Here is a 17,546-nt window from a genome sequence, read left to right as displayed (position 1 = left end):
CACGCTCCCCCCACATCCATCGCTGTTGCGGGTACGAGAGCAGAAATCGTGCCCACTCGATAAATTCAAGCAAGCTACTGATTTAAATGTATTTTTCAGAAAAGCCAGACACTCGGACAACAGCCACGCTTCCGCTTTTACAGGAAGCCCTGGCGGCAGGCGGAAACCTCGCTTCCGCCACGACGGCCGTTGCCGCCGCGCTGCTGGCGGTCGCGCTGAGCTATTCGAATGGGGCGTTTGCCGATTCCGGGCAGCAGATCGACGCACGTATTCGCGCCTACCTCGCCAGCCAGCTCGATGACCACGCCGAGCAGCAGGGCTGGCAGAACCCGCAGATCACCTACAAGCGCACTGTGCTGGGCACCAGCCGTACGCTGCCCAGCTGCGCCTCGGCACTGCAGCTCGAGCGCCTCGACGAAGGCCGGGGGCTGCTCGAACGCCAGCGTCTGCAGGTGGCCTGCCCGGGCGATGACGGCTGGCAACAGGTCAGCCTGGTGACGCCCAGCGTACTGCTGCCGGTGCTGGTCGCCACCGCCGTGACGGATCGCGGCGCGCCACTGGCGGCCGAGCAGTTTCAGCTGCAGGAACAGGACGTCGCCAGACTGCCGCGCGGTTTCTACCAGGATGCAGATGAGGTCGCTGGGCAGATCGCCAAGCGACGCATCAGAGCGAGCCAGGTGCTGACCCCCAATCTGGTTGCCCCGGCCTTGCTGGTCACGCGCGGGCAGACCGTGACCATGATCGCGCGCCAGGGCGATATCCAGGCCAGCACCGCGGGCACCGCCCTCGAAGACGGACAGATGGGTCAGCTGATCCGCGTGCGCAATCAGGCTAGCGACACGGTGATCCGCGCCAGGGTCAAGGCAAAGGGCGTGGTGACGACGCAGCGCCAGTGAGCCGCAAAAGCAGTGTTCGATATCTGGCGCCATTTTTTTTGCAGAAAACATTTAAGTCCCTGACGGCTACTGTCGCCTTCACCGGTTAGCAGGCGCAAAGCCAGCTCCCAACCAACCGTCAGAAGGACGATTCGAAATGGCTCTGTCGATCCACACCAACTACGCATCCCTGGTCACCCAGTCGAACCTGAACAAGACCAACGGCAACCTGTCCACCGCGCAACAGCGCCTGGGTACCGGCTACCGCGTCAACAGCGCCGCCGACGACGCCGCTGGCCTGCAGATCGCCACCCGCCTGAATGCCCAGTCCCGCGGCATGGACGTTGCCTCGCGCAACACCGGCGATGCCATCTCCCTGCTGCAAACCGCTGAAGGCGCCTTCACCGAAATCACCGACATCACCCAGCGTCTGAAAGACCTGGCCACTCAAGCGGCGAGTGATACCAACAGCGCAGACGACCGTACCGCACTGCAGGGCGAGTTCGACGCACTGGCCCTGGAGATCGAGAACATCTTCCAGAACACCACCTACGCTGGCGAAAAACTGTTCGACACCGGCGGCAAACTGCAGGCAGGTCCGGTCAACTTCCAGATTGGCGCAACTGCTGACGAGACATTGGCCTTTGACGCATCGACCAAGGTCGACGGCATGGCAACCCTGATCACCGATATCAAAGCCCTGACCCTGGACGACGCGGCCAACGCTGGCGCGGCCATCACTGCCCTGGCAGATGGCCTGGACGATATCGGCGCTCTGCGTGCCGACTTCGGTGCCAACATCAACCGGCTGAACCACACGTCCAACAACCTGGCCAACATGAAGGACAACACCGATGTTGCCCGCGGCCGCATCATGGACGCCGACTTCGCTTCCGAAAGCGCCAGCATGACCAAGAACAGCATGCTGATGCAGTCCGGTATTTCGATGCTGCGCCAATCCGGCCAGATGCCGAGCATGGTCATGTCCCTGCTGGGCTGATCCAGCCGCAGCGACAAGCCCTTCGACGCCCCCGCCCTCGTGCGGGGGCGTTTTCGTTTGCGTGACAAAACCGGTCGTGCACACCGCCGAAGTGATCGGGTCGGCAATTTTCAGCCGCCATACTCGACAAAATGTCACAGCAGTCATGCTAAAAAAGTTGCAGTGACGGTTTTACAACGCCAATATGCCGCCACAAATGGATGTTATACCTCCTGAAATGGAAAAAGTTCACGTTCGCCTATGACGCTTTCCTCCTCCCTTGAAATCGACCTGGACGGCCCCTGCTTCCGATTGCAGATCGGTGGCGCGGGTGGCGAAGCGTTGTTTCAGCCGGCGCGCTACCTGCTGATACTGCTCAATGGCGAGCAGCAAAAGCGTGTGGAACTCGGCTATTCGGGTAGTCGCTTGCTGGAGCGCCTGCTGCAGACGCCTGGCGAAGTGATCGCCAGGGAGGATCTGCTTCAATACGCCTGGGCGGATCGCGTAGTCGGACAGGGCAGCCTGAACCAGCAGATCTACACCCTGCGCCAACTGCTGGGCGATGAACAGAAACGCGACATCATCCAAACCCTTCCGCGCCGGGGGTACCTGCTCAACCCCAGCTCCGTGCTGGAAACCCTGCAGCCTGCAGCCACTGCGGCACCAGCGCTGCAAGCGGCGCCAACTGCGCAAGTGATCACGAAAAAACGCCCTGGATTTCAGTTGCGCTGGCCGGCCGCCTTGATGGCCGCCGGCACATTGCTGCTGTGCAGCAAGCTGGCCAGCGACAAGGAAACCGACTTGCAGTTGTATGCCACGCTGGGCCAATTGAGCATTCTCTACGTCGCTCAGAACCCGCGACAGCTTGCCCAGCTGCAGCATCTGGCGCAGCCCGCGGTCAGTGGTCTGGCCGAGCTAAGCGAGCAGCCGCGCGTGGTCACGGTCACCGGCATCGGAGAATTCGTGCAGGTGCTATGCCGCAACCCGGACAGCCGACAAACCCACTGGCTGGAAATCCATCAATCACGGCTCAGTGCAGTGCCGGAACAACACCTGCGAAGCTGCCTTATATGACGCGTGGAAAAAAGATTCTGTTATTCACCGGCACCCTGGCGTTGGCCCTGGTCACCCTGTCTCCCTGGTCGGCGGAAAGCTGCCTGCAGGGCCGCTACAGCAGCCAGGGCACCCTGCTGCTCGCTGATGGCAGCAGCACCCAGGTCACCCATGCGATGCAATTCAGCGACCAGCGCTTCTATGGGCTCAGCCGCCAGCAAGGCCTGATCGTGGAATTCAATGGCCGGATTGAAAAGCACCAGAAGGGGCACTACCAACTGGTGGTTGAAAAGGGCAACGCCACGGAGCTGGATGCCAGCGCCGACGACTACAGCCTATTCACCCACCTGTTCACACGTCGCAAGGGCTCAGTGATCAACCTGACCGCCATCAACGACTGCCTGTACGCCACCGAAACCAGCCAGGTCTATTGTCGCGACTAGCGGCTCACAGCGCCTTGGCGTCAGGCTGCGCATTACCGTTGCCGAGCAATTGCGCCCCCTGCTCGCTAACCCGGGCACGTAGCGCCGTGCTGTCGAACAACTGCCGATACAGCGCCTCGGCCTGATCGGTCAGCAGGAGGATTTCCACCCGGCGATTGGCACCGTCCTCCGGCTGATCCGGCCGGATGGGCATACCGTCGGCATGGGCCGTGACCTGCAGTACGCGCGCCACCGCAATGCCTTTCTCGACCATCACCCGGCGCGCCTGCAGCGCACGGTCACCGGAGAGATTCCAGTTGTCGTAGCCGGTAATACTGCGAAAAGCAGTCGAGTCGGTATGTCCGCTGATGATCAATTTGTTGTCGGCACCGGCCAGCACTGCTGACAAGCCACCCAGCAACGCCAGAAAATGCGGATCGATCTTGGCGCTACCACGGGCGAACATGAAGCGTTGCGCATCATCCTTGAGAACGATGCGCAGCCCCTGAGGCACGATTTCTACCTCCAGGTTGGCTTCGGCATCGAGTTGCTGCTTGATCTGTTCCAGCAGGGTGGCCAGCGACTGCATATCGCTGGCGCTGCCGTAATGGCGCACGGGCTGCGCCTCGCCAGCTTCGCCTGCCTCACCGGCCTGCCCCTGGCCACTGGCGTACTCGTCCGAAGGTCGCTCGGGCTGCGGCCGAGGTACTGATACGCCGTCGAACTCCAGCGGCGTTCGGCTGGTGCCCTCGAAGACCCCGGCGCCCCCGTCGACCAGCGGGTTGGTGAGCATGTCGCCCTGGGATGGGCTGGTCATTTCATTACGCGGGTTGACGATCCACAGCACCATGAACAGCGCCATCATCGCCATGGTGAAATCGGCGAAAGCCACCTTCCAGGCGCCACCGTGGCCTTCTTCATGGCCCTTGCGCGAACGCCGCTTGATGATGATCTCATGGCCCTGAGCGGCCCCACGCTTGCTCATGCGGCGTCCCTTTGATCCTCGAACTGGTTGACCCAGATCTCCAGCTGCTTGAACGCCGGCTTGACGTCCTGCTCGATCAACTTGCGGCCGGCGTCCACCGCCAGCAGCGTCGGCTTGCCGGCCACGTGGGCGACCAGTGTGGTACGTACGCACTCGAGCGCCGACAGCTCGGTCTTGATGCGCTGCGACATGGCATGGGACAGCGGCTCCATCAGGCAATAGCACATGAAGATGCCCAGGAAGGTACCGACCAGCGCCGCCGCCACGTGGGCACCCACTTCGGCCACCGAACCACCGATGCTGCCCATGGTGATGATGATGCCCAGGATCGCGGCCAGGATGCCGAAGCCCGGCATCGCTTCACCAATCTTCTGCAGCGAGCGCGACGGCTGCAGGAGCGCATGCTCCATGGCCTCGAGTTCCTGCTCGAGAAAGCCTTCCAGCTCGTGGGCGCTGATCTTGCCCATGGCCATCAGCCGGAAGTTGTCGGCGATGAAGGCCATCAGATTGTTTTCTTCGAGAATCAGCGGGTAGCGGGTGAACAGCTCGCTCTGCTCAGGCTCCTCGATATGCTCGTCGAGCGCCTTCAGGCCACCCTCCTCGACCGTTTCCAGCAGTTCGTAGAGCAGCATCAGCAACTGCCGCTGAAACTCCTCGCCGCGGCGTTTGAGGACGAACACGCCCTTGATCTGGCTGCACATTTCCAGCAGCACTTCCTTGGGGTTGGCCACCACCAGACTGCCCAGGCCGGCGCCGAGAATGATGACCACCTCGGCCGGTTGCCAGAGCATGGCGATGTCACCATGGGCCATGGTGTAGCCGCCCAGCACGCAGCCGATGATGATCAGCGAGCCCAGGATCTTCTGCATCGTTTCAGTTCTCCGTGAGAAAGCGGCAAGCCTTGGCGATCGCCTGCTTGCTCAGTTGACAGACCCGGGCGTCACTCACTTCGAGCACCAGGGCGATTTCCTTGAGACTCAGCTCGTGCAGGTAATACAGGGTCAGCACCAGGCGCTCGCGCTCATCCAGGCGCGCCAGGGCCTGGGTCAGCAGGCGCTCGCGCAGCACCTGGTCCTCGGCGCTGCGGCTGTTGCCGGCCAGGCTTTCCTGGCCGTCCTGCAGCAGGCTGTCGAGGCTCTCGATGGCTTCGCTGGTTTGCGCCATCAGGTGATCCTGATAGCCCTGGGCGTCCAGGCCGGTAGCGGCCAGGATCTCACTCTCCTGGGGCTCGCGGCCCAGTTTTCGGGTCAGCTCGCGAATGCCGTCGCGCACCCGATGCGACTGTTGCCGCACGGTACGTGGGCGCCAGTCGAGGCGACGCAGTTCATCGAGGATCGCGCCACGGATGCGCAAGCTGGCGAAACGTGCGAACTGCTCATCCGGCTCGCCATAGCGGCGCAGGCTGTCGAGCAGGCCTAGCAAACCGATCTGTTCCATGTCTTCACGATCGAGCACCTGGCTGGCCTGCAGCGCCAGTTGGCGTACCACCCGCTTGACCAGCGGCAGGTAGCGCAGCAGCCACTGCTGTTCGGCTGCTGCCGACAGCGGTACGAACGCGACCGGTGCCTCGGCGTAGTGGTGGTCCTGGGCAGGCTGAGCGCTCATGGGCCGGCCTACTGCACGATCAGCTTGCTGACCAGCAGATTGCTGAACGGCACGCTGATATTGCGCGCCGCCAGGTCTTCACGCAGCACGCTTTCGAGTTTCGTCTGCAGGTCGCTGACGGGCAGTTCGCGCAGGGCATCGAACGACAGCGCGGAAAGATGAGACACCACCGAATTGCGCACCATGGGCTCGAGGCTCTCGAGCTGCACCTTTTCGGTTTCCTTGCCGGCCTGCAGCGCCAGGTCGAGCACGAAGTAATGCTCGCGCGCGGTACCGCGCACACTGACGATGATCTTGTCGATGGGGAAGAATTGGTACTCGGACGCCGCTACTTCGGCCACCGTGGCCGTTTCGGCTGCCTCCCCCGCCGGCGCGCTGGCCGCATGCACGCCCGCGCGCAGCATCCAGTAGTTGGCGCCCACGCCGCCCAGGGTGATGAGCAGGTTGAGGACCAGAATGATCAGCATCAGGCGCGGCATCGTCATGTTCGATAAATCTCAGTTCACGAAATTGCGGAAAAATGGGTAGCCACTGGCTGACCTATACGGTGATCAGCACGTCGCTGCGCGAGCCCCTGGCTTCTGCGCCCTGGTCTTCGTCCAGTTGCACGGCCTGGCTCGGTGATTCGTTTACCCAGGCGGGCGGCGCCTGCCGGCCCCGGCGATCGTGCTGGGCATCGCCGCCGACCTGCACGCTGACATCGACGAACGTCTGCCCGACCAGGTCCTGGCGCAATCGCTCGCTGGTCTGCTGCAGCAGGCGAACCACGTCCGCCTGGCCAGCCTGGATCTGCACCTGCAGGCGCCCTGACTCATGGCTCAGCTGGATTTCCACGCGACCCAGCTCGGCCGGATCGAGGCGAATGGTGGCCTGCTGCAGGCCGTTGCGAAATTGCAGTTCGATGCTGTCACGCAGGGCACCGATCATGCGCTCGCCCCACTGCGCCTGTGACACCTGGGCCAGGCTCAAGGTGCGTTCTGCAGGCGCTGCGCTGGCCGTCGCAGCTACAACCGGTGCAGCGGCGCCAGGCACCGCGCCCAGGCCGACCACGACCGGCGCCAGCGCGGCTCGAGCAGGCTCGACAGCGGCGAATTCGGTTTTGTGTAGCAAGGCTGCAACGCTGATTTCGTCCACTGGCGCAGCGCGTCCGGGCGCGGCTTGTGCGTCCGCCTGAGGATCGGGCTGAGGCAAGTCCCCCTGACGCAGGCCCTTGTCCTCGACGCTTACGCCACCTCGCAACGAAGCCGCGCCAGGCGGCGTAGTGACCATCGGCGGCACGGGCGCATTGCCGCCGCCAATGCGTGGCACTTCACGGACCTGCAACTGAGCCTCCAGCTGACCGAACATGCTGGCCAGCCATTGCTCGGCTTCGCTACCGGGATCTTCGGCGGCATCGGGCGAAACCGGCACCTCCGGCTCTGGCGCCTGCACGGCGTTCTCTGCCAGCGGCCAGGCGTCGAGCACCGACGGTGCAAGCACCTGCTCGGCATCGATCACGAAGCTCGCGCTGCCGGGCTGCACCATCGCCTGCGCATCACCGCTCGACAACTCGGCGGCTGCCAGCGGCGCATCGCTGGATGTGGACGCTGCCGCGCCCGGCAGGCCGGAAAGCACAGGGGTCATCACACGCCCTCTCCCCACAGTTGACTCTGCTGATAGGCGCTGCGCCCTTCGGCGCGCTCCAGGTAATCGCGCAAGCGGCTGCGCAGCCGCTCGCACTCCGCTTCGCAGCGCTGGCGGGCCTGGCCGTGCAGCACCTGCAGGCGCAGACGCGCCTCGGCATGCCGGGCATCACAGGGGCAGGCATCGGCGCTGCTCAGGTAGCCCGCGATGTCGCGATCGACCTCGGCCAACGCCGGCCAGTCTTCACGCATCAGCACATCGGCCAGGGCGTCGTACAGCGCCCGCAGGCGCAACACGTCGTCGCAGGTTTCAGCCGCGCTTGGCATTCACGCCCTCCCAGCCTTCGCGCAGCACGCCGAGCAACCCGGTGACTTCGTCCAGCCCCTCGAGCGACAGCGTCACGCTGACGTCGGAGATGCGGTAGATGCAGTAGTCGTAGAGCCGTGCCAGGCCCTGCACCACGTCGCCGCCATTGTCATGATCGAGGGCGCCGTTGAGGCCGTTGAGGATCTGCAGACATTTTTCCAGAGACTGCCCCTTCTGCTGGAAACGCCGCGCCTGAATATGCCCGCGTGCGCGTGCCAGTTCGTCGAGCAAGCCGTCGAACAGTTGCAGCACCAGCTCGTAGGGCGATGCCGAAGCCGCACGGGCGTGCAGGTCAACGGCGCGGTAACTGTCGTAGCTGTCGTCGAAGGAGTAGTAGCTCATCAGAACATTCCGCCGGTCTGTTCCATGCTGATCTGGATCTGCATGAGGTTGGTGTACTGCTTCAGGTAGCGGTTGTAGTACTGCTCGTACTGGCGATCGATGTCGTCGAACTGTTTCTCGACCCGCTTGATAGCGGTGCCCAGATTGTCCTTGCGTGCCTTGAGCAGGCCATTGCCGCTGTTGGTGTAAAGCGCCACGGTCTTGTCGAGGCTGTCGATCAGGCTGTCCTTGCCGGTGAACAGCTTCTCGAAGGCCTCGGGCTCGGCAGCCAGCGCCTTCTGAAAGCGCGCGGCGTCCAGGGTCAACTTGCCGTCTCGGTCGGCGCTGACGCCAAAGTCGATCAGGCTCTTGCCGTCGAAACTGGTGCGGATCAGTTGGCTCAGCGAGTTGTCGATGGTACGTACCGTGGAATCACCGGCCAGTGCGCCGCGCTGCCCTGACTCGCCGCCGCTGCCGGTCAGGCCGTCGATGACCCCGGCCAGGGCGTTGTAGGCATCGATAAAGGTCTTGAGCTTGGCCTGGGTCGCCTCGTCATCACGCTCTACGGTGAAGGTCAGCGGCTGCTCGCCGCTAGCATGCACCTGGTTGAACGTGATGTTCACGCCTTCCATGAGGTTCTCGAAGGTATTGCTGGCGTTCTGCAGCAGCATCCCGCCTTCACCGCCCAGGCGCACCCGGGCATCGCGGGCAACCGAAAGCTCCTGGCGGTTGTCGGCGGCAGTGGCCAGGGCGGCGTTGCCGCTGACTGCCACGGAAATCGCCTGGGCCTCACCGCTCTTTTCGCTGTTGAGCACCAGCGTCACTTCGCCGTTGCTGCGTACCAGGGTGCTCTTGACTCCGGTGTTATCGCTCGCGGAATTGATCGCCGCGGAAAGCTCGGCCAGCGACAGGGTGCCGTCGCCGCTCTTGTCCGCAGCGCTCAGGTCGACCGTGAACGACTTGTCACCCTGCCCCAGGGTCAGTGAGCCGCCCGCCGCCACGTCACCGTCGCGCAGCTGACCGAAGGCCAGCTGGTGGCTGCTGGCCAATTGCTCGACAAAAAACTGATAGGTGCCCGCAGCGGCCTTGCCGTCCAGGGTAGCCGTGGCCTGCTCGGGCTTGCTGAAGGTGCCGCTGTTGATCAGCATGCTGGCCTTGTTGGACTTTAGCCCGTACACCGCCGACTTGAAGGTCTTGAGCGCCGAATCAAGGGATGTCAGCGAAGACAACTGGGCGTTGTAGTTGGTCTTGTTGCGCTGCGCCCGGCGCTCCGTTCCCTGGACCTCGTAGGTCGCCAGTTGCGTCGCCATCTGCTGTACGTAAGCTGAGTCTATGGCCATGTTCGAATCTCCACTGAAAGCTATTTAGCAATTCCGGTGCCAGGGCCAGAAACCCCGTATTACGCGGGCTTCAGCCAGCCGAGAGGTGAAACGATGCTTCCGCCTGGGCAGCCGGAGACGTCCGGCGGAAGCACTGCTTCCTTCCGCCTGAAGCAAGGATGTACGGATCAGTACGCGGGCGGGCTGTAGAAGCCGTCGCCACGCTGGGGCTCGAGCAACTGGCAGAGAATCTCGTGCTGGCTGGCGAGTAGCTGGCCATTGACCTCATTGAGGCGCTGGCACTGCTGGACGATCTGCCCGAGCTGCGCCCACAGCGCCTGCATGTCGCGCCCGCGCGCTGGCGGATAAAGGGCGATGAAGGCCTGCATACCGGCCTCGTCGAACGCAAGGCCGACGGCCTTCAATACCTTGACGCGGCGCCGGGCACGATCCTGCGCGCTGCCGAGCAGCAGCTGGATACGCTCGTTGAGCAGGTGCACGCCGTCGGTGTCGCAGCGCATCAGGCCATGACGCAACTCCTGCATCAGGCCGCGCAGGTAGACGTAGTCGTCCAGGTCCTGATGAAGATCCTGCTCCATGGCCTCGAGCAGGCGTTCGCGCTGGCTCACGCCTCGCGAATCCCGTGGTAGATCAGAATGCCGCTGGCCAGGGCACCGGCGCTGCTGTCCAGGCTGCCTTCGCGCAGGGCCTTGCGCAGGCTCTCGACCTTGTCCAGGTCGACCTCGGGCAGCGCACGCAGCGCATCCTGCAGCTGCTCGAGCGGGCGAGCGTCGGCGCCGCCTGGCGCAGCAGGCGTGGACGTTGCCTCACGGGTGCCGCGGCTGGCAGCCGCCGGCTCGCTGACGGGCGTCGGCGTGAGGTTCAGGTGGCGGTTGATTTCCATGTGATCGGTCCAGGTTTTCCGCTGTTATCGAGTAGAGGCGACTGGCGATGAAGGCCACTTAAGCCGGCAGGCAATTTTTTTACCGGGCGATCACGGCGCCTGGTTTCGCCACCAGGCCTGGGTGGCCAGGCCATCCTGAATCTTCTGTTCCTGCTGCGCCAATTGCGCCTGCCATTGCTGCAGCTTGCCATCGAGCACCTGGGCCACCACCTTTTCGCTGCGCATGGCCGCCAGCAGTTCGCTCTGAATGCGCTGCAGCGCCTGCTCGGCCACATCCAGCTCGCGGCGTTGCAGCTGCAGCATCTTGTGCAGGGTCAGCTTGTACTGCTGCTGATTGCTGCGCTGCAGCAGCGTATCCACGCGAACCTCGAAGCCGCACAGCCGGTCGAGACCACTGATGTTGTTGCGATAGCGCTGGCACAGGTTGCGCTGATAAGCCACGCGGCCCAGCACCTGGCGCACCTGATTGCCACGCAGTGCGGCCAGGCGCTGCAGCACCTCGACCTGCTGTTTCATCGGATCAGCGCCTGCAAGCGGCCCTGGCTGTCCGCCAGGTCAGCGCCCTCACCCACCTCCTGACACAGAAAGCGCTGGATGGCCGGCGCAATCTGCACCGCGCGATCGGTCCTGGCATCCATGCCCGGCGTATAACCGCCAAGGGGAATCAGTTCGCGAATCTTCTCGAAGGCGCCGTACAGCTCCTTGAGCTGCAGGGCCGCGCGGCGCAGTTCCACCGGCACCACCTGGGACATGCAACGACTAACCGAAGCGGCGATGTCGATAGCCGGATAATGGCCGACGTCCGCCAGGCGCCGCGACAGCACGATATGCCCGTCGAGAATGGCCCGGGCGCAGTCGGCGATGGGGTCCTGCTGGTCATCGCCCTCGGCCAGCACGGTGTAGATGGCGCTCAGGCTGCCGCTGCCGGCCTCGCCGTTGCCGGCGCTTTCGACCAGCTCCGGCAACAGGCCGAACACCGACGGCGGGTATCCCTTGGTGGCCGGCGGCTCGCCCAGGGCCAGGGCGATTTCCCGCTGGGCCATGGCATAGCGCGTCAACGAGTCGACGAGCAACAGCACGTCCTTGCCCTGGTCACGAAAATAGGCGGCGATGCTGTGGCACAGCTCGGCCGCCTTCAGGCGCATCAGCGGCGATTCGTTGGCTGGCGCCACGACCACCACGGCCTTGCGCAGCCCTTCCTCGCCCAGCGAATGGAGAATGAATTCCTGTACCTCACGGCCCCGCTCGCCGATCAACCCGACCACCACCACATCGGCCTTGGTTTCGCGGGTGATCATGCCCAGCAGCACGCTCTTGCCCACGCCGCTGCCGGCGAACAGGCCGACGCGCTGCCCCTTGCCGAGGGTCAGCATGGCGTTGATGGCGCGTACGCCGACATCCAGCGGCTCTTCCACCGGGCGTCTGCGCAGCGGATTGACGGTCGGCAACTCCTGGGCCAGCGAATCGCGCCCGGTCAGTTTGCCCAGGCCGTCCAGGGGTTCGCCCAAGCCGTTGATCACCCGGCCAAGCCAGGACTCGTCGATCTGCAGCGACGCCTCGTCGGCGGCGGGAAACACCCGCGAACCCGCGCCGAGGCCCACGGGTTTCTTGAACGGCATCAGGTAGGTGATATCCCGGTTGAAACCCACCACCTGGGCTTCCAGCAGGCAGCCATCACCCTGTTCAATGTGACAGCGCTGGCCGGTGGTGCGCTGGCACCCCAGGCTTTCCAGCAGCAGCCCGGAGACCTTGACCAGGCGCCCGCTGACCTTGGCCAGGCGCACGCCGTCGAGCGAGCGCAGGGCTTCATCGAGCTTGAATTCACCCAGTTGCACCATGGCCTCAGTCCTCGGTCAGTTCGAGGTGCTCGGCCAGGGTTTCCAGGCACGAGTCCAGGCGCTGCTGGCAGCCGATGTCCGCCTCGGCCTGGGCGGTGACCACCCGGCACTCGCCTAGCGCCAGGCGCTCGTCGGCGACCAGCCGCCAGGTGGCCGCGCGCTCGGGGGCGAGATCACGCAGACGCGCGTATTCATCGGGGTTGAGCAGCACCTTGACCTCGCCCTGCTCGCCCGGCATGCCGGCCAGGGCCTCTTCGGCGAGCGTCAGCAGTTGGTCCGGGTGCAGGGTCAGCTCGCAGCGAATCACCTGGCGGGCGACCTTGCCCACCAGTTCCAGAAGTTCCTGGCGACGCTTGCGTTCCTGCTCGGCGGCGTGCTGCTGCAACTGCGCATACAGCGCATCCAGCGGCCGGGCGGCCTCCTCGAAGGCCGTCTGACCATGGCGGCGGCCTTCTTCGCGGCCCAGGCGAAAACCTTCCTCGCGGCCCAGCTGCAGGCCCTGCTGGTGACCGGCATCGTGGCCCTGCTGCAAGCCCTCCTGGTAACCCTTTTCGATGCCCTGCTGGAAACCGTCGCTCATGGCGCGCTGCACGCTGGCCGCGTCACCGCCCGACTCGAGGATGTCCGGGCAGCGTGGCGGGAAGCGGTACGCCCGCCAGGCCTTGTCGTGGTCTCGACTGACTTTCACGCTCATGCCGTTCTACTCCACCGTCTGTTCGCGGAACAACTGCAGCTGGATGTCGCCCTGGGCCGCCATGTCACGCACCACGGCCATGATGTCCTTGCGCACCTGCTCGATGCGGCTCATCGGCACCGGGCCCTGGCGCCGCTTGATCGACTCCATCTGCTGGGCCTGGCGCTTGGGCATGACCGCCTGGATGGCCTTGGTGAGCGCCGGCTCGGCGCCCTTGAGCGCCACCACCCACTCTTCCATGGGCACGGCTTCGAGCAAGGCGGACAGCACGTCCGGGGTCTGCCGCGAGAGGATGAAGAAGTCGTACATTTCCTCCTCGATGCGGCCCACCAGCTGCTCGTCGTGGGAACGCAGCAGCTCGAACATCTGGTTTCGGTCACCCTTGAAGCGGTTCATGATGTCGGCCGCCTGCTTGAGGCCGCGCACCTGAGAGCCCTGGGCGGACAGCACCGACAGGCTGCGGTCGATCAGTTGCTCCAGTTCGGCGATCACGTCGCCGTTGACCTCGTTGAGGTTGGCGATGCGGTACAGCAGCTCGTCCTGGCGCTCGGCCGGCATGCACTCGAGCACGTCGCAGGCCATGCCAGGCGGCAGGAATGCCAGGAACACCGCCTGCATCTGCGCGTGCTCCTTGGCCAGCATGGCGGCGAACTGCTTGGGATCGAGCCACTCCAGGCGCGCCATCTTGGCGCGGATTTCCTCGCCGTAGATGCTGTCCAGCAAATTGCGGGTGATCTCGCTGCCCAGGGCCTTGCCGAGCATCCCGGAGAGGTAGCTGCGCGACGCCCCCTTGATGTTGCTCTGTTCCTTGTAGTCGTCGAAGAACCGCCCGATGACGTCGGAAACCGTGGCCAGTTTGATGTTCGACAGGCGCGCCATGGTCTGGCTGATGCTGATGATCTCCTCGCGCGAGAAATGCCGCAGCACCCGCGAGGAAATGTCGTCGCCCATGCTCAGCATGAGGATCGCCGCCTGCTCGGTAGAGCTCAACGCACGCGCCCTCGGTTTGAGCTCGCCAGCCTTGCTGCTGGCAGCCTTCTCAACCGGTTGCACCGAGTTCTTTGTCATTGCGCCCTACCCATTGTTTGATGACTTCCGAGACGCGCTCGGGATCGTTCTCGGCCAGCATCCGCAGGTGCTCGATCTGGTGCTCCAGGCCGGAGCCCGGGGCCGGCAGGCGAATTTCCGATAGCGGATTGAGTTCGCTGAACAGCTTGGCCGGATCACGCTCGCCACCGACCCGCGCGAGCAGGCGCCCGGCCTGCTCGCTGGCCAGCATCGCCGGCAATTCGCCTTCGCCCTCTGCCCCTGCAGCCGCGTTTTCCGCCTCGCGGTCCGGGCGGGCGATCAGCCCGCGCACGGCCGGGCGAACCACCAGCAGCACCAGCAGCAGGCTGATCAGCGCGAACACGGCGATCTTCACCCACTCGTGCACGTTGGGGTTTTCCCACCAGGCGAGGCCGGCGTTGGCCGACTCGTCCGCCGCGGCGGGAGTGAACGGCAGCACGCTCAGGGTCAGCACATCGCCGCGCGCCTGATTGAAGCCGACCGCACTCTTGACCATCGCCTCCAGCTCGCTGCGCGCCTCGGCCGTCCAGCCACCTTCAGGGGCGGCCTGGGCGTTGAGCACCACGGCCACGCTCTGCTGCTGCAGGCGATAGGGTGCGTGGCGCACGTGAGTGACGCTCTGGTCGTAATCGAGCTGACGATTGGATTCCTTGCGCAGCGACGTCGCGGTCTTGTCCTCGGGCGGTGCCGGCTGCGCGGCCTGGCCGCCCTGGGCCGCCTGGCGCTGGGCCTGGGTGTTGGCCGGCGGCGTGTTGCTCAGCGAGCCGGGAACACCCAGGGCCAGTTGGTCGAGCACGCTTTCGTCGCGGGTCACCTCGTTACGCAGCCGCGGCTCCTGGCCGTAGGTCTGCAGGGTTTCCTCGCGCTGGCTGAAGTCGATATCGGCGGACACGCTGAGGCGGTAATTGTCGCGGCCCAGCACCGGGGTCAGCACTTCCTCGACATTGAACGCCGCCTTGCGCTGGTAATCCTCGATCACCTGCCAGGTGCGCTGCGGGCCACCCCAGCCTTCCAGGTCACGGGACAGCAGCGTGCCGTGCTGATCGACGACGCGCACGTCCTTGGCATCGAGCTGGGGCACGCTGCCGGCCACCAGGTTGACCACCGCGGACACCTGCTCCGGCTCCAGGCGATAACCCGGCGCCAGTTGCAGCATCACCGATGCCTTGGTCGGCTCGCGACGGGCGATCACGAACGAATTGTTCTCTTCGCGCGCCAGGTGAACCCGCGCCTGCTGCACACCCTGCAGCGCCATGATGGTCTGCGCCAGCTCGCCCTCCAGGCTGCGTTTCAGGCGCACGTCCTGCATGAACTGGCTGGTGCCCAGTGGCTCGTCCTTGTCGAACAGTTCGTAGCCCGCCGGCAGCGACACCTTGACGCCCTTGGCCGCCAGCAACAGCCGAGCCCGCGCCACCTGCTCATCGCTGACCAGCACCTGGCCGCTTTGCGGGTGCAGGCGATAGGGAATGCCCTCGCCTTCCAGCAGGGCGATCACCTCGGCAGCGGGAAAGCGCTCACCGGCGCCATACAGCGGGCGCAGGTTGTCCTCGCCCTTCCACAGGTAGTAGACGACGCCCATTGCCAGCAGCGCAGCGATGGCCGCCATGCCTGCCAGGGCGATACGCGGATCGGCCCTGAGGCGCTCCAGCAGCGGATTGCTTCTGATGGTTTTCAGTACGCGTTGCGGCACCTGGCCTCCTTACAACGGCATCTTGATGATGTCGTCGAACGCCGTGCTCAGCTTGTTGCGTACCTGCAGCAATGCAGAGAACGCCACACTGGCCTTCTGGCTGTCGACCATGGCACCGACCAGGTCATCGCTCTGCCCACGCTCCACGGCGGCCACCGCCGAACTCGCCTGGTGCTGCTGGGCGTCGATGGCCCGCAGGTTGGCGGCGAAGCTGTCGGTGAAGCCCTGGGGCTCGGCCGCCGGGCGAATGCCCGCGCCCTGGCTGAGGCCCTTCATGGCCTCCATGCGTGCCAGCATGTCCTGGCGTATCGAATCGATCGAATTCATCCACGGCTCTCCAGCGGCGATCAGAACGGAATGTGTACGCCCTGCTCGCGCATGGCGCTCAGGCGATAGCGCAGTGCCCGGGTACTCATGCCCAGGCTCTGCGCGGCTTTGGTCTTGTGGCCGTCGAAGCGGCGGATGGTATCGAGCACGTGCTGGTACTCGGCCCACTTGCCACTGGCGCGCAGCGCTGCGCGGCCATCCTCACCCGCATCCGGCTGCATCGCCGCGGCGATGTGGATGCTCGCTGCCGGCACGCTGCCCGGCACCTCCAGGCCAAGGTCGGCAGGCTGGATGAACAGGCCATTGCGCAGCACCAGCGCACGTTGCACGGTGTTCTCCAGCTCGCGCACGTTGCCGGGCCAGTCATGGCCGAGCAGCGCACGGCGCGCCGAATCGGTGAGCAGTTCTTCGCCTTCGCCCGGCGCGTGGCTGGCGATGAAGCGGCTGACCAGCGGCAGGATGTCGTCACGCCGCTCACGCAGCGGTGCGATGTGCAGGGGCAATACGTCCAGACGGAACATCAGGTCGGCGCGAAAACGCCCGGCGGCCACTTCCTGCTGCAGGTCGCGGTTGGTGGCAGCGATGATGCGCACGTCCAGCGCAATTTCCCGGCGCCCGCCAAGGCGCTCCACCCGCTGCTCCTGCAGCACACGCAGCAGCTTGGCCTGCAGCGCCAGGGGCAGTTCGCCGATTTCATCGAGCAGCAGCGTGCCGCCGTTGGCCTGTTCGAACTTGCCGGCCTGCGCGCTGACGGCACCGGTGAAGGCGCCACGCTCGTGGCCGAACAGAATGGACTCGAGCATCTGCTCGGGGATCGCCGCGCAGTTGACCGCGACGAAGGGCGCCTCCGGGCGCCCGGAGCACCGATGGATATAGCGCGCCATGCGCTCCTTGCCGGTTCCGGTTTCGCCGCTGATCAGCACCGGCGCACGGGTCAGCGCCACGCGCTGGGCCATGGCCAGCAGGCGACGACCGGAAGCCGAATGGCAGACCAGTTCGTCGGCGGAACTGTCGGCGAGCGCCTGGCGCTGCAATAGCGTGGCGACCTGCTGCTCGCTGAACGGCGACAGCAGGTAATCGACGCAGCCGCCTTCTAGTAGCAGCGCCGCTTTTTCCTGGTCGGCGTAGTCGACCACCGGAATCAGGGTCAGGCGCGGATACCGCAGCAGCCAGCTGCGCACCTGTTCGCTCAACGCCTGGGCGCACCCCATGGAGGCGAACAGGAAGACCAGGCTGGCCCGCTCCAGGTGGGCGGCCTGCACGCCGTGAAGGTCGGCGCAGCGCTGCACCTGACAACGTTGGGTCGCCAGGGCATCGAGCAGCGCGCCGTGAAATGCCCCCTGGCCAACGACCAGAACACGTCGACTGTCCGTGGCGGCCGCGAACACGAGAGGGTCGCAATGACTGACTGGACGATTCATTTCAATCCCTCCCTGCTGGCGGTGGTGAAAAAATTTCGTGGCGCGTGAACCAATGA

General features: G+C 64.9%; 21 protein-coding genes. 4 read left to right on the top strand and 17 right to left on the bottom strand.

All coding sequences use genetic code 11. The features are described 5' to 3' along the window. The first annotated feature begins 86 nt into the window (after nt 1-86). The 4 genes from flgA (at nt 87) to PVA39_RS09570 (ending at nt 3,350) form a co-directional block, all read left to right on the top strand. Nucleotides 87-896, top strand: coding sequence for a flagellar basal body P-ring formation chaperone FlgA (gene flgA, locus PVA39_RS09585; protein WP_274123884.1), 810 nt, complete (start codon nt 87-89; stop codon nt 894-896). 136 nt (nt 897-1,032) lie between these two features. Next, complete coding sequence (gene lafA, locus PVA39_RS09580) at nt 1,033-1,875, top strand: lateral flagellin LafA (RefSeq protein ID WP_093501977.1); 843 nt, start codon at nt 1,033-1,035, stop codon at nt 1,873-1,875. Nucleotides 1,876-2,115: 240 nt separating this feature from the next. Beyond that, a complete protein-coding gene (locus PVA39_RS09575) occupies nt 2,116-2,928 on the top strand; it encodes a winged helix-turn-helix domain-containing protein (RefSeq protein WP_274123883.1) in 813 nt (270 codons plus the stop codon). After that, entirely contained in the window at nt 2,925-3,350 is a 426-nt protein-coding gene (locus PVA39_RS09570) for a hypothetical protein (RefSeq protein WP_274123882.1), read from the top strand. The genes PVA39_RS09575 and PVA39_RS09570 overlap by 4 nt, the downstream gene beginning before the upstream one ends. 4 nt (nt 3,351-3,354) lie before the next feature. Here the strand turns inward: PVA39_RS09570 and PVA39_RS09565 are convergent, their stop codons facing one another. The 17 genes from PVA39_RS09565 to PVA39_RS09485 form a co-directional block, all read right to left on the bottom strand. Beyond that, nucleotides 3,355-4,314, bottom strand: a complete 960-nt coding sequence (locus tag PVA39_RS09565; RefSeq protein WP_274123881.1) for a flagellar motor protein MotB — start codon at nt 4,312-4,314, stop codon at nt 3,355-3,357. Then, entirely contained in the window at nt 4,311-5,183 is an 873-nt protein-coding gene (gene motA, locus PVA39_RS09560) for a flagellar motor stator protein MotA (protein ID WP_093501986.1), read from the bottom strand. Before motA ends, PVA39_RS09565 begins: the two co-directional genes overlap by 4 nt. Before the next feature lie 4 nt (nt 5,184-5,187). Continuing rightward, nucleotides 5,188-5,919: a FliA/WhiG family RNA polymerase sigma factor gene (locus PVA39_RS09555; protein ID WP_274123880.1), complete on the bottom strand. Its 732-nt coding sequence runs from the start codon at nt 5,917-5,919 to the stop codon at nt 5,188-5,190. Between the two features lie 8 nt (nt 5,920-5,927). Continuing rightward, on the bottom strand, nt 5,928-6,398 hold the full coding sequence (locus tag PVA39_RS09550; RefSeq protein WP_337993283.1) for a flagellar basal body-associated FliL family protein: 471 nt from the start codon (nt 6,396-6,398) through the stop codon (nt 5,928-5,930). Nucleotides 6,399-6,459: 61 nt separating this feature from the next. Then, nucleotides 6,460-7,542: a flagellar hook-length control protein FliK gene (locus PVA39_RS09545; RefSeq protein ID WP_274123878.1), complete on the bottom strand. Its 1,083-nt coding sequence runs from the start codon at nt 7,540-7,542 to the stop codon at nt 6,460-6,462. Next, complete coding sequence (locus PVA39_RS09540; protein WP_274123877.1) at nt 7,542-7,868, bottom strand: hypothetical protein; 327 nt, start codon at nt 7,866-7,868, stop codon at nt 7,542-7,544. Before PVA39_RS09540 ends, PVA39_RS09545 begins: the two co-directional genes overlap by 1 nt. Next, entirely contained in the window at nt 7,852-8,250 is a 399-nt protein-coding gene (gene fliS / locus PVA39_RS09535; RefSeq protein ID WP_093501996.1) for a flagellar export chaperone FliS, read from the bottom strand. The genes PVA39_RS09540 and fliS overlap by 17 nt, the downstream gene beginning before the upstream one ends. Beyond that, nucleotides 8,250-9,569, bottom strand: a complete 1,320-nt coding sequence (gene fliD, locus PVA39_RS09530) for a flagellar filament capping protein FliD (protein WP_274123876.1) — start codon at nt 9,567-9,569, stop codon at nt 8,250-8,252. Before fliD ends, fliS begins: the two co-directional genes overlap by 1 nt. 167 nt (nt 9,570-9,736) lie before the next feature. Then, a complete protein-coding gene (gene flgN, locus PVA39_RS09525) occupies nt 9,737-10,177 on the bottom strand; it encodes a flagellar protein FlgN (RefSeq protein ID WP_274123875.1) in 441 nt (146 codons plus the stop codon). After that, nucleotides 10,174-10,452, bottom strand: a complete 279-nt coding sequence (gene flgM, locus PVA39_RS09520) for a flagellar biosynthesis anti-sigma factor FlgM (RefSeq protein WP_147175199.1) — start codon at nt 10,450-10,452, stop codon at nt 10,174-10,176. The genes flgN and flgM overlap by 4 nt, the downstream gene beginning before the upstream one ends. Nucleotides 10,453-10,542: 90 nt before the next feature. Then, a complete protein-coding gene (locus tag PVA39_RS09515) occupies nt 10,543-10,968 on the bottom strand; it encodes a hypothetical protein (protein ID WP_013792127.1) in 426 nt (141 codons plus the stop codon). Beyond that, nucleotides 10,965-12,290, bottom strand: coding sequence for a flagellar protein export ATPase FliI (fliI, locus tag PVA39_RS09510; RefSeq protein ID WP_274123874.1), 1,326 nt, complete (start codon nt 12,288-12,290; stop codon nt 10,965-10,967). Before fliI ends, PVA39_RS09515 begins: the two co-directional genes overlap by 4 nt. A 4-nt stretch (nt 12,291-12,294) precedes the next feature. Then, complete coding sequence (gene fliH / locus PVA39_RS09505; RefSeq protein WP_274123873.1) at nt 12,295-12,984, bottom strand: flagellar assembly protein FliH; 690 nt, start codon at nt 12,982-12,984, stop codon at nt 12,295-12,297. Nucleotides 12,985-12,990: 6 nt separating this feature from the next. Continuing rightward, nucleotides 12,991-14,052: a FliG C-terminal domain-containing protein gene (locus PVA39_RS09500; RefSeq protein ID WP_274123872.1), complete on the bottom strand. Its 1,062-nt coding sequence runs from the start codon at nt 14,050-14,052 to the stop codon at nt 12,991-12,993. Beyond that, nucleotides 14,024-15,742 carry a flagellar basal-body MS-ring/collar protein FliF gene (gene fliF, locus PVA39_RS09495; RefSeq protein ID WP_274123871.1) on the bottom strand — a complete coding sequence of 573 codons (1,719 nt, stop codon included), beginning with the start codon at nt 15,740-15,742 and terminating at the stop codon, nt 14,024-14,026. Before fliF ends, PVA39_RS09500 begins: the two co-directional genes overlap by 29 nt. 9 nt (nt 15,743-15,751) lie before the next feature. Further along, nucleotides 15,752-16,069: a flagellar hook-basal body complex protein FliE gene (locus PVA39_RS09490; protein WP_093502012.1), complete on the bottom strand. Its 318-nt coding sequence runs from the start codon at nt 16,067-16,069 to the stop codon at nt 15,752-15,754. 20 nt (nt 16,070-16,089) lie between these two features. Continuing rightward, nucleotides 16,090-17,490, bottom strand: coding sequence for a sigma-54 interaction domain-containing protein (locus tag PVA39_RS09485; RefSeq protein ID WP_274123870.1), 1,401 nt, complete (start codon nt 17,488-17,490; stop codon nt 16,090-16,092). Nucleotides 17,491-17,546: the final 56 nt, after the last annotated feature.

Source organism: Pseudomonas sp. CNPSo 3701, assembly GCF_028674975.1.
Lineage (GTDB): Bacteria > Pseudomonadota > Gammaproteobacteria > Pseudomonadales > Pseudomonadaceae > Aquipseudomonas > Aquipseudomonas straminea.
This window is presented reverse-complemented; position numbering and strand designations above follow the sequence as displayed.

Excerpts from the sequence above, each read along its gene's own strand:
- flgA (WP_274123884.1), top strand. The coding sequence starts at position 87 with ATGTATTTTTCAGAAAAGCCAGACACTCGGACAACAGCCACGCTTCCG.
- lafA (WP_093501977.1), top strand. The coding sequence starts at position 1,033 with ATGGCTCTGTCGATCCACACCAACTACGCATCCCTGGTCACCCAGTCG.
- PVA39_RS09575 (WP_274123883.1), top strand. The coding sequence starts at position 2,116 with ATGACGCTTTCCTCCTCCCTTGAAATCGACCTGGACGGCCCCTGCTTC.
- PVA39_RS09570 (WP_274123882.1), top strand. The coding sequence starts at position 2,925 with ATGACGCGTGGAAAAAAGATTCTGTTATTCACCGGCACCCTGGCGTTG.
- PVA39_RS09565 (WP_274123881.1), bottom strand. The coding sequence starts at position 4,314 with ATGAGCAAGCGTGGGGCCGCTCAGGGCCATGAGATCATCATCAAGCGG.
- motA (WP_093501986.1), bottom strand. The coding sequence starts at position 5,183 with ATGCAGAAGATCCTGGGCTCGCTGATCATCATCGGCTGCGTGCTGGGC.
- PVA39_RS09555 (WP_274123880.1), bottom strand. The coding sequence starts at position 5,919 with ATGAGCGCTCAGCCTGCCCAGGACCACCACTACGCCGAGGCACCGGTC.
- PVA39_RS09550 (WP_337993283.1), bottom strand. The coding sequence starts at position 6,398 with ATGCCGCGCCTGATGCTGATCATTCTGGTCCTCAACCTGCTCATCACC.
- PVA39_RS09545 (WP_274123878.1), bottom strand. The coding sequence starts at position 7,542 with ATGACCCCTGTGCTTTCCGGCCTGCCGGGCGCGGCAGCGTCCACATCC.
- PVA39_RS09540 (WP_274123877.1), bottom strand. The coding sequence starts at position 7,868 with ATGCCAAGCGCGGCTGAAACCTGCGACGACGTGTTGCGCCTGCGGGCG.
- fliS (WP_093501996.1), bottom strand. The coding sequence starts at position 8,250 with ATGAGCTACTACTCCTTCGACGACAGCTACGACAGTTACCGCGCCGTT.
- fliD (WP_274123876.1), bottom strand. The coding sequence starts at position 9,569 with ATGGCCATAGACTCAGCTTACGTACAGCAGATGGCGACGCAACTGGCG.
- flgM (WP_147175199.1), bottom strand. The coding sequence starts at position 10,452 with ATGGAAATCAACCGCCACCTGAACCTCACGCCGACGCCCGTCAGCGAG.
- PVA39_RS09515 (WP_013792127.1), bottom strand. The coding sequence starts at position 10,968 with ATGAAACAGCAGGTCGAGGTGCTGCAGCGCCTGGCCGCACTGCGTGGC.
- fliI (WP_274123874.1), bottom strand. The coding sequence starts at position 12,290 with ATGGTGCAACTGGGTGAATTCAAGCTCGATGAAGCCCTGCGCTCGCTC.
- fliH (WP_274123873.1), bottom strand. The coding sequence starts at position 12,984 with ATGAGCGTGAAAGTCAGTCGAGACCACGACAAGGCCTGGCGGGCGTAC.
- PVA39_RS09500 (WP_274123872.1), bottom strand. The coding sequence starts at position 14,052 with ATGACAAAGAACTCGGTGCAACCGGTTGAGAAGGCTGCCAGCAGCAAG.
- PVA39_RS09490 (WP_093502012.1), bottom strand. The coding sequence starts at position 16,069 with ATGAATTCGATCGATTCGATACGCCAGGACATGCTGGCACGCATGGAG.
- PVA39_RS09485 (WP_274123870.1), bottom strand. The coding sequence starts at position 17,490 with ATGAATCGTCCAGTCAGTCATTGCGACCCTCTCGTGTTCGCGGCCGCC.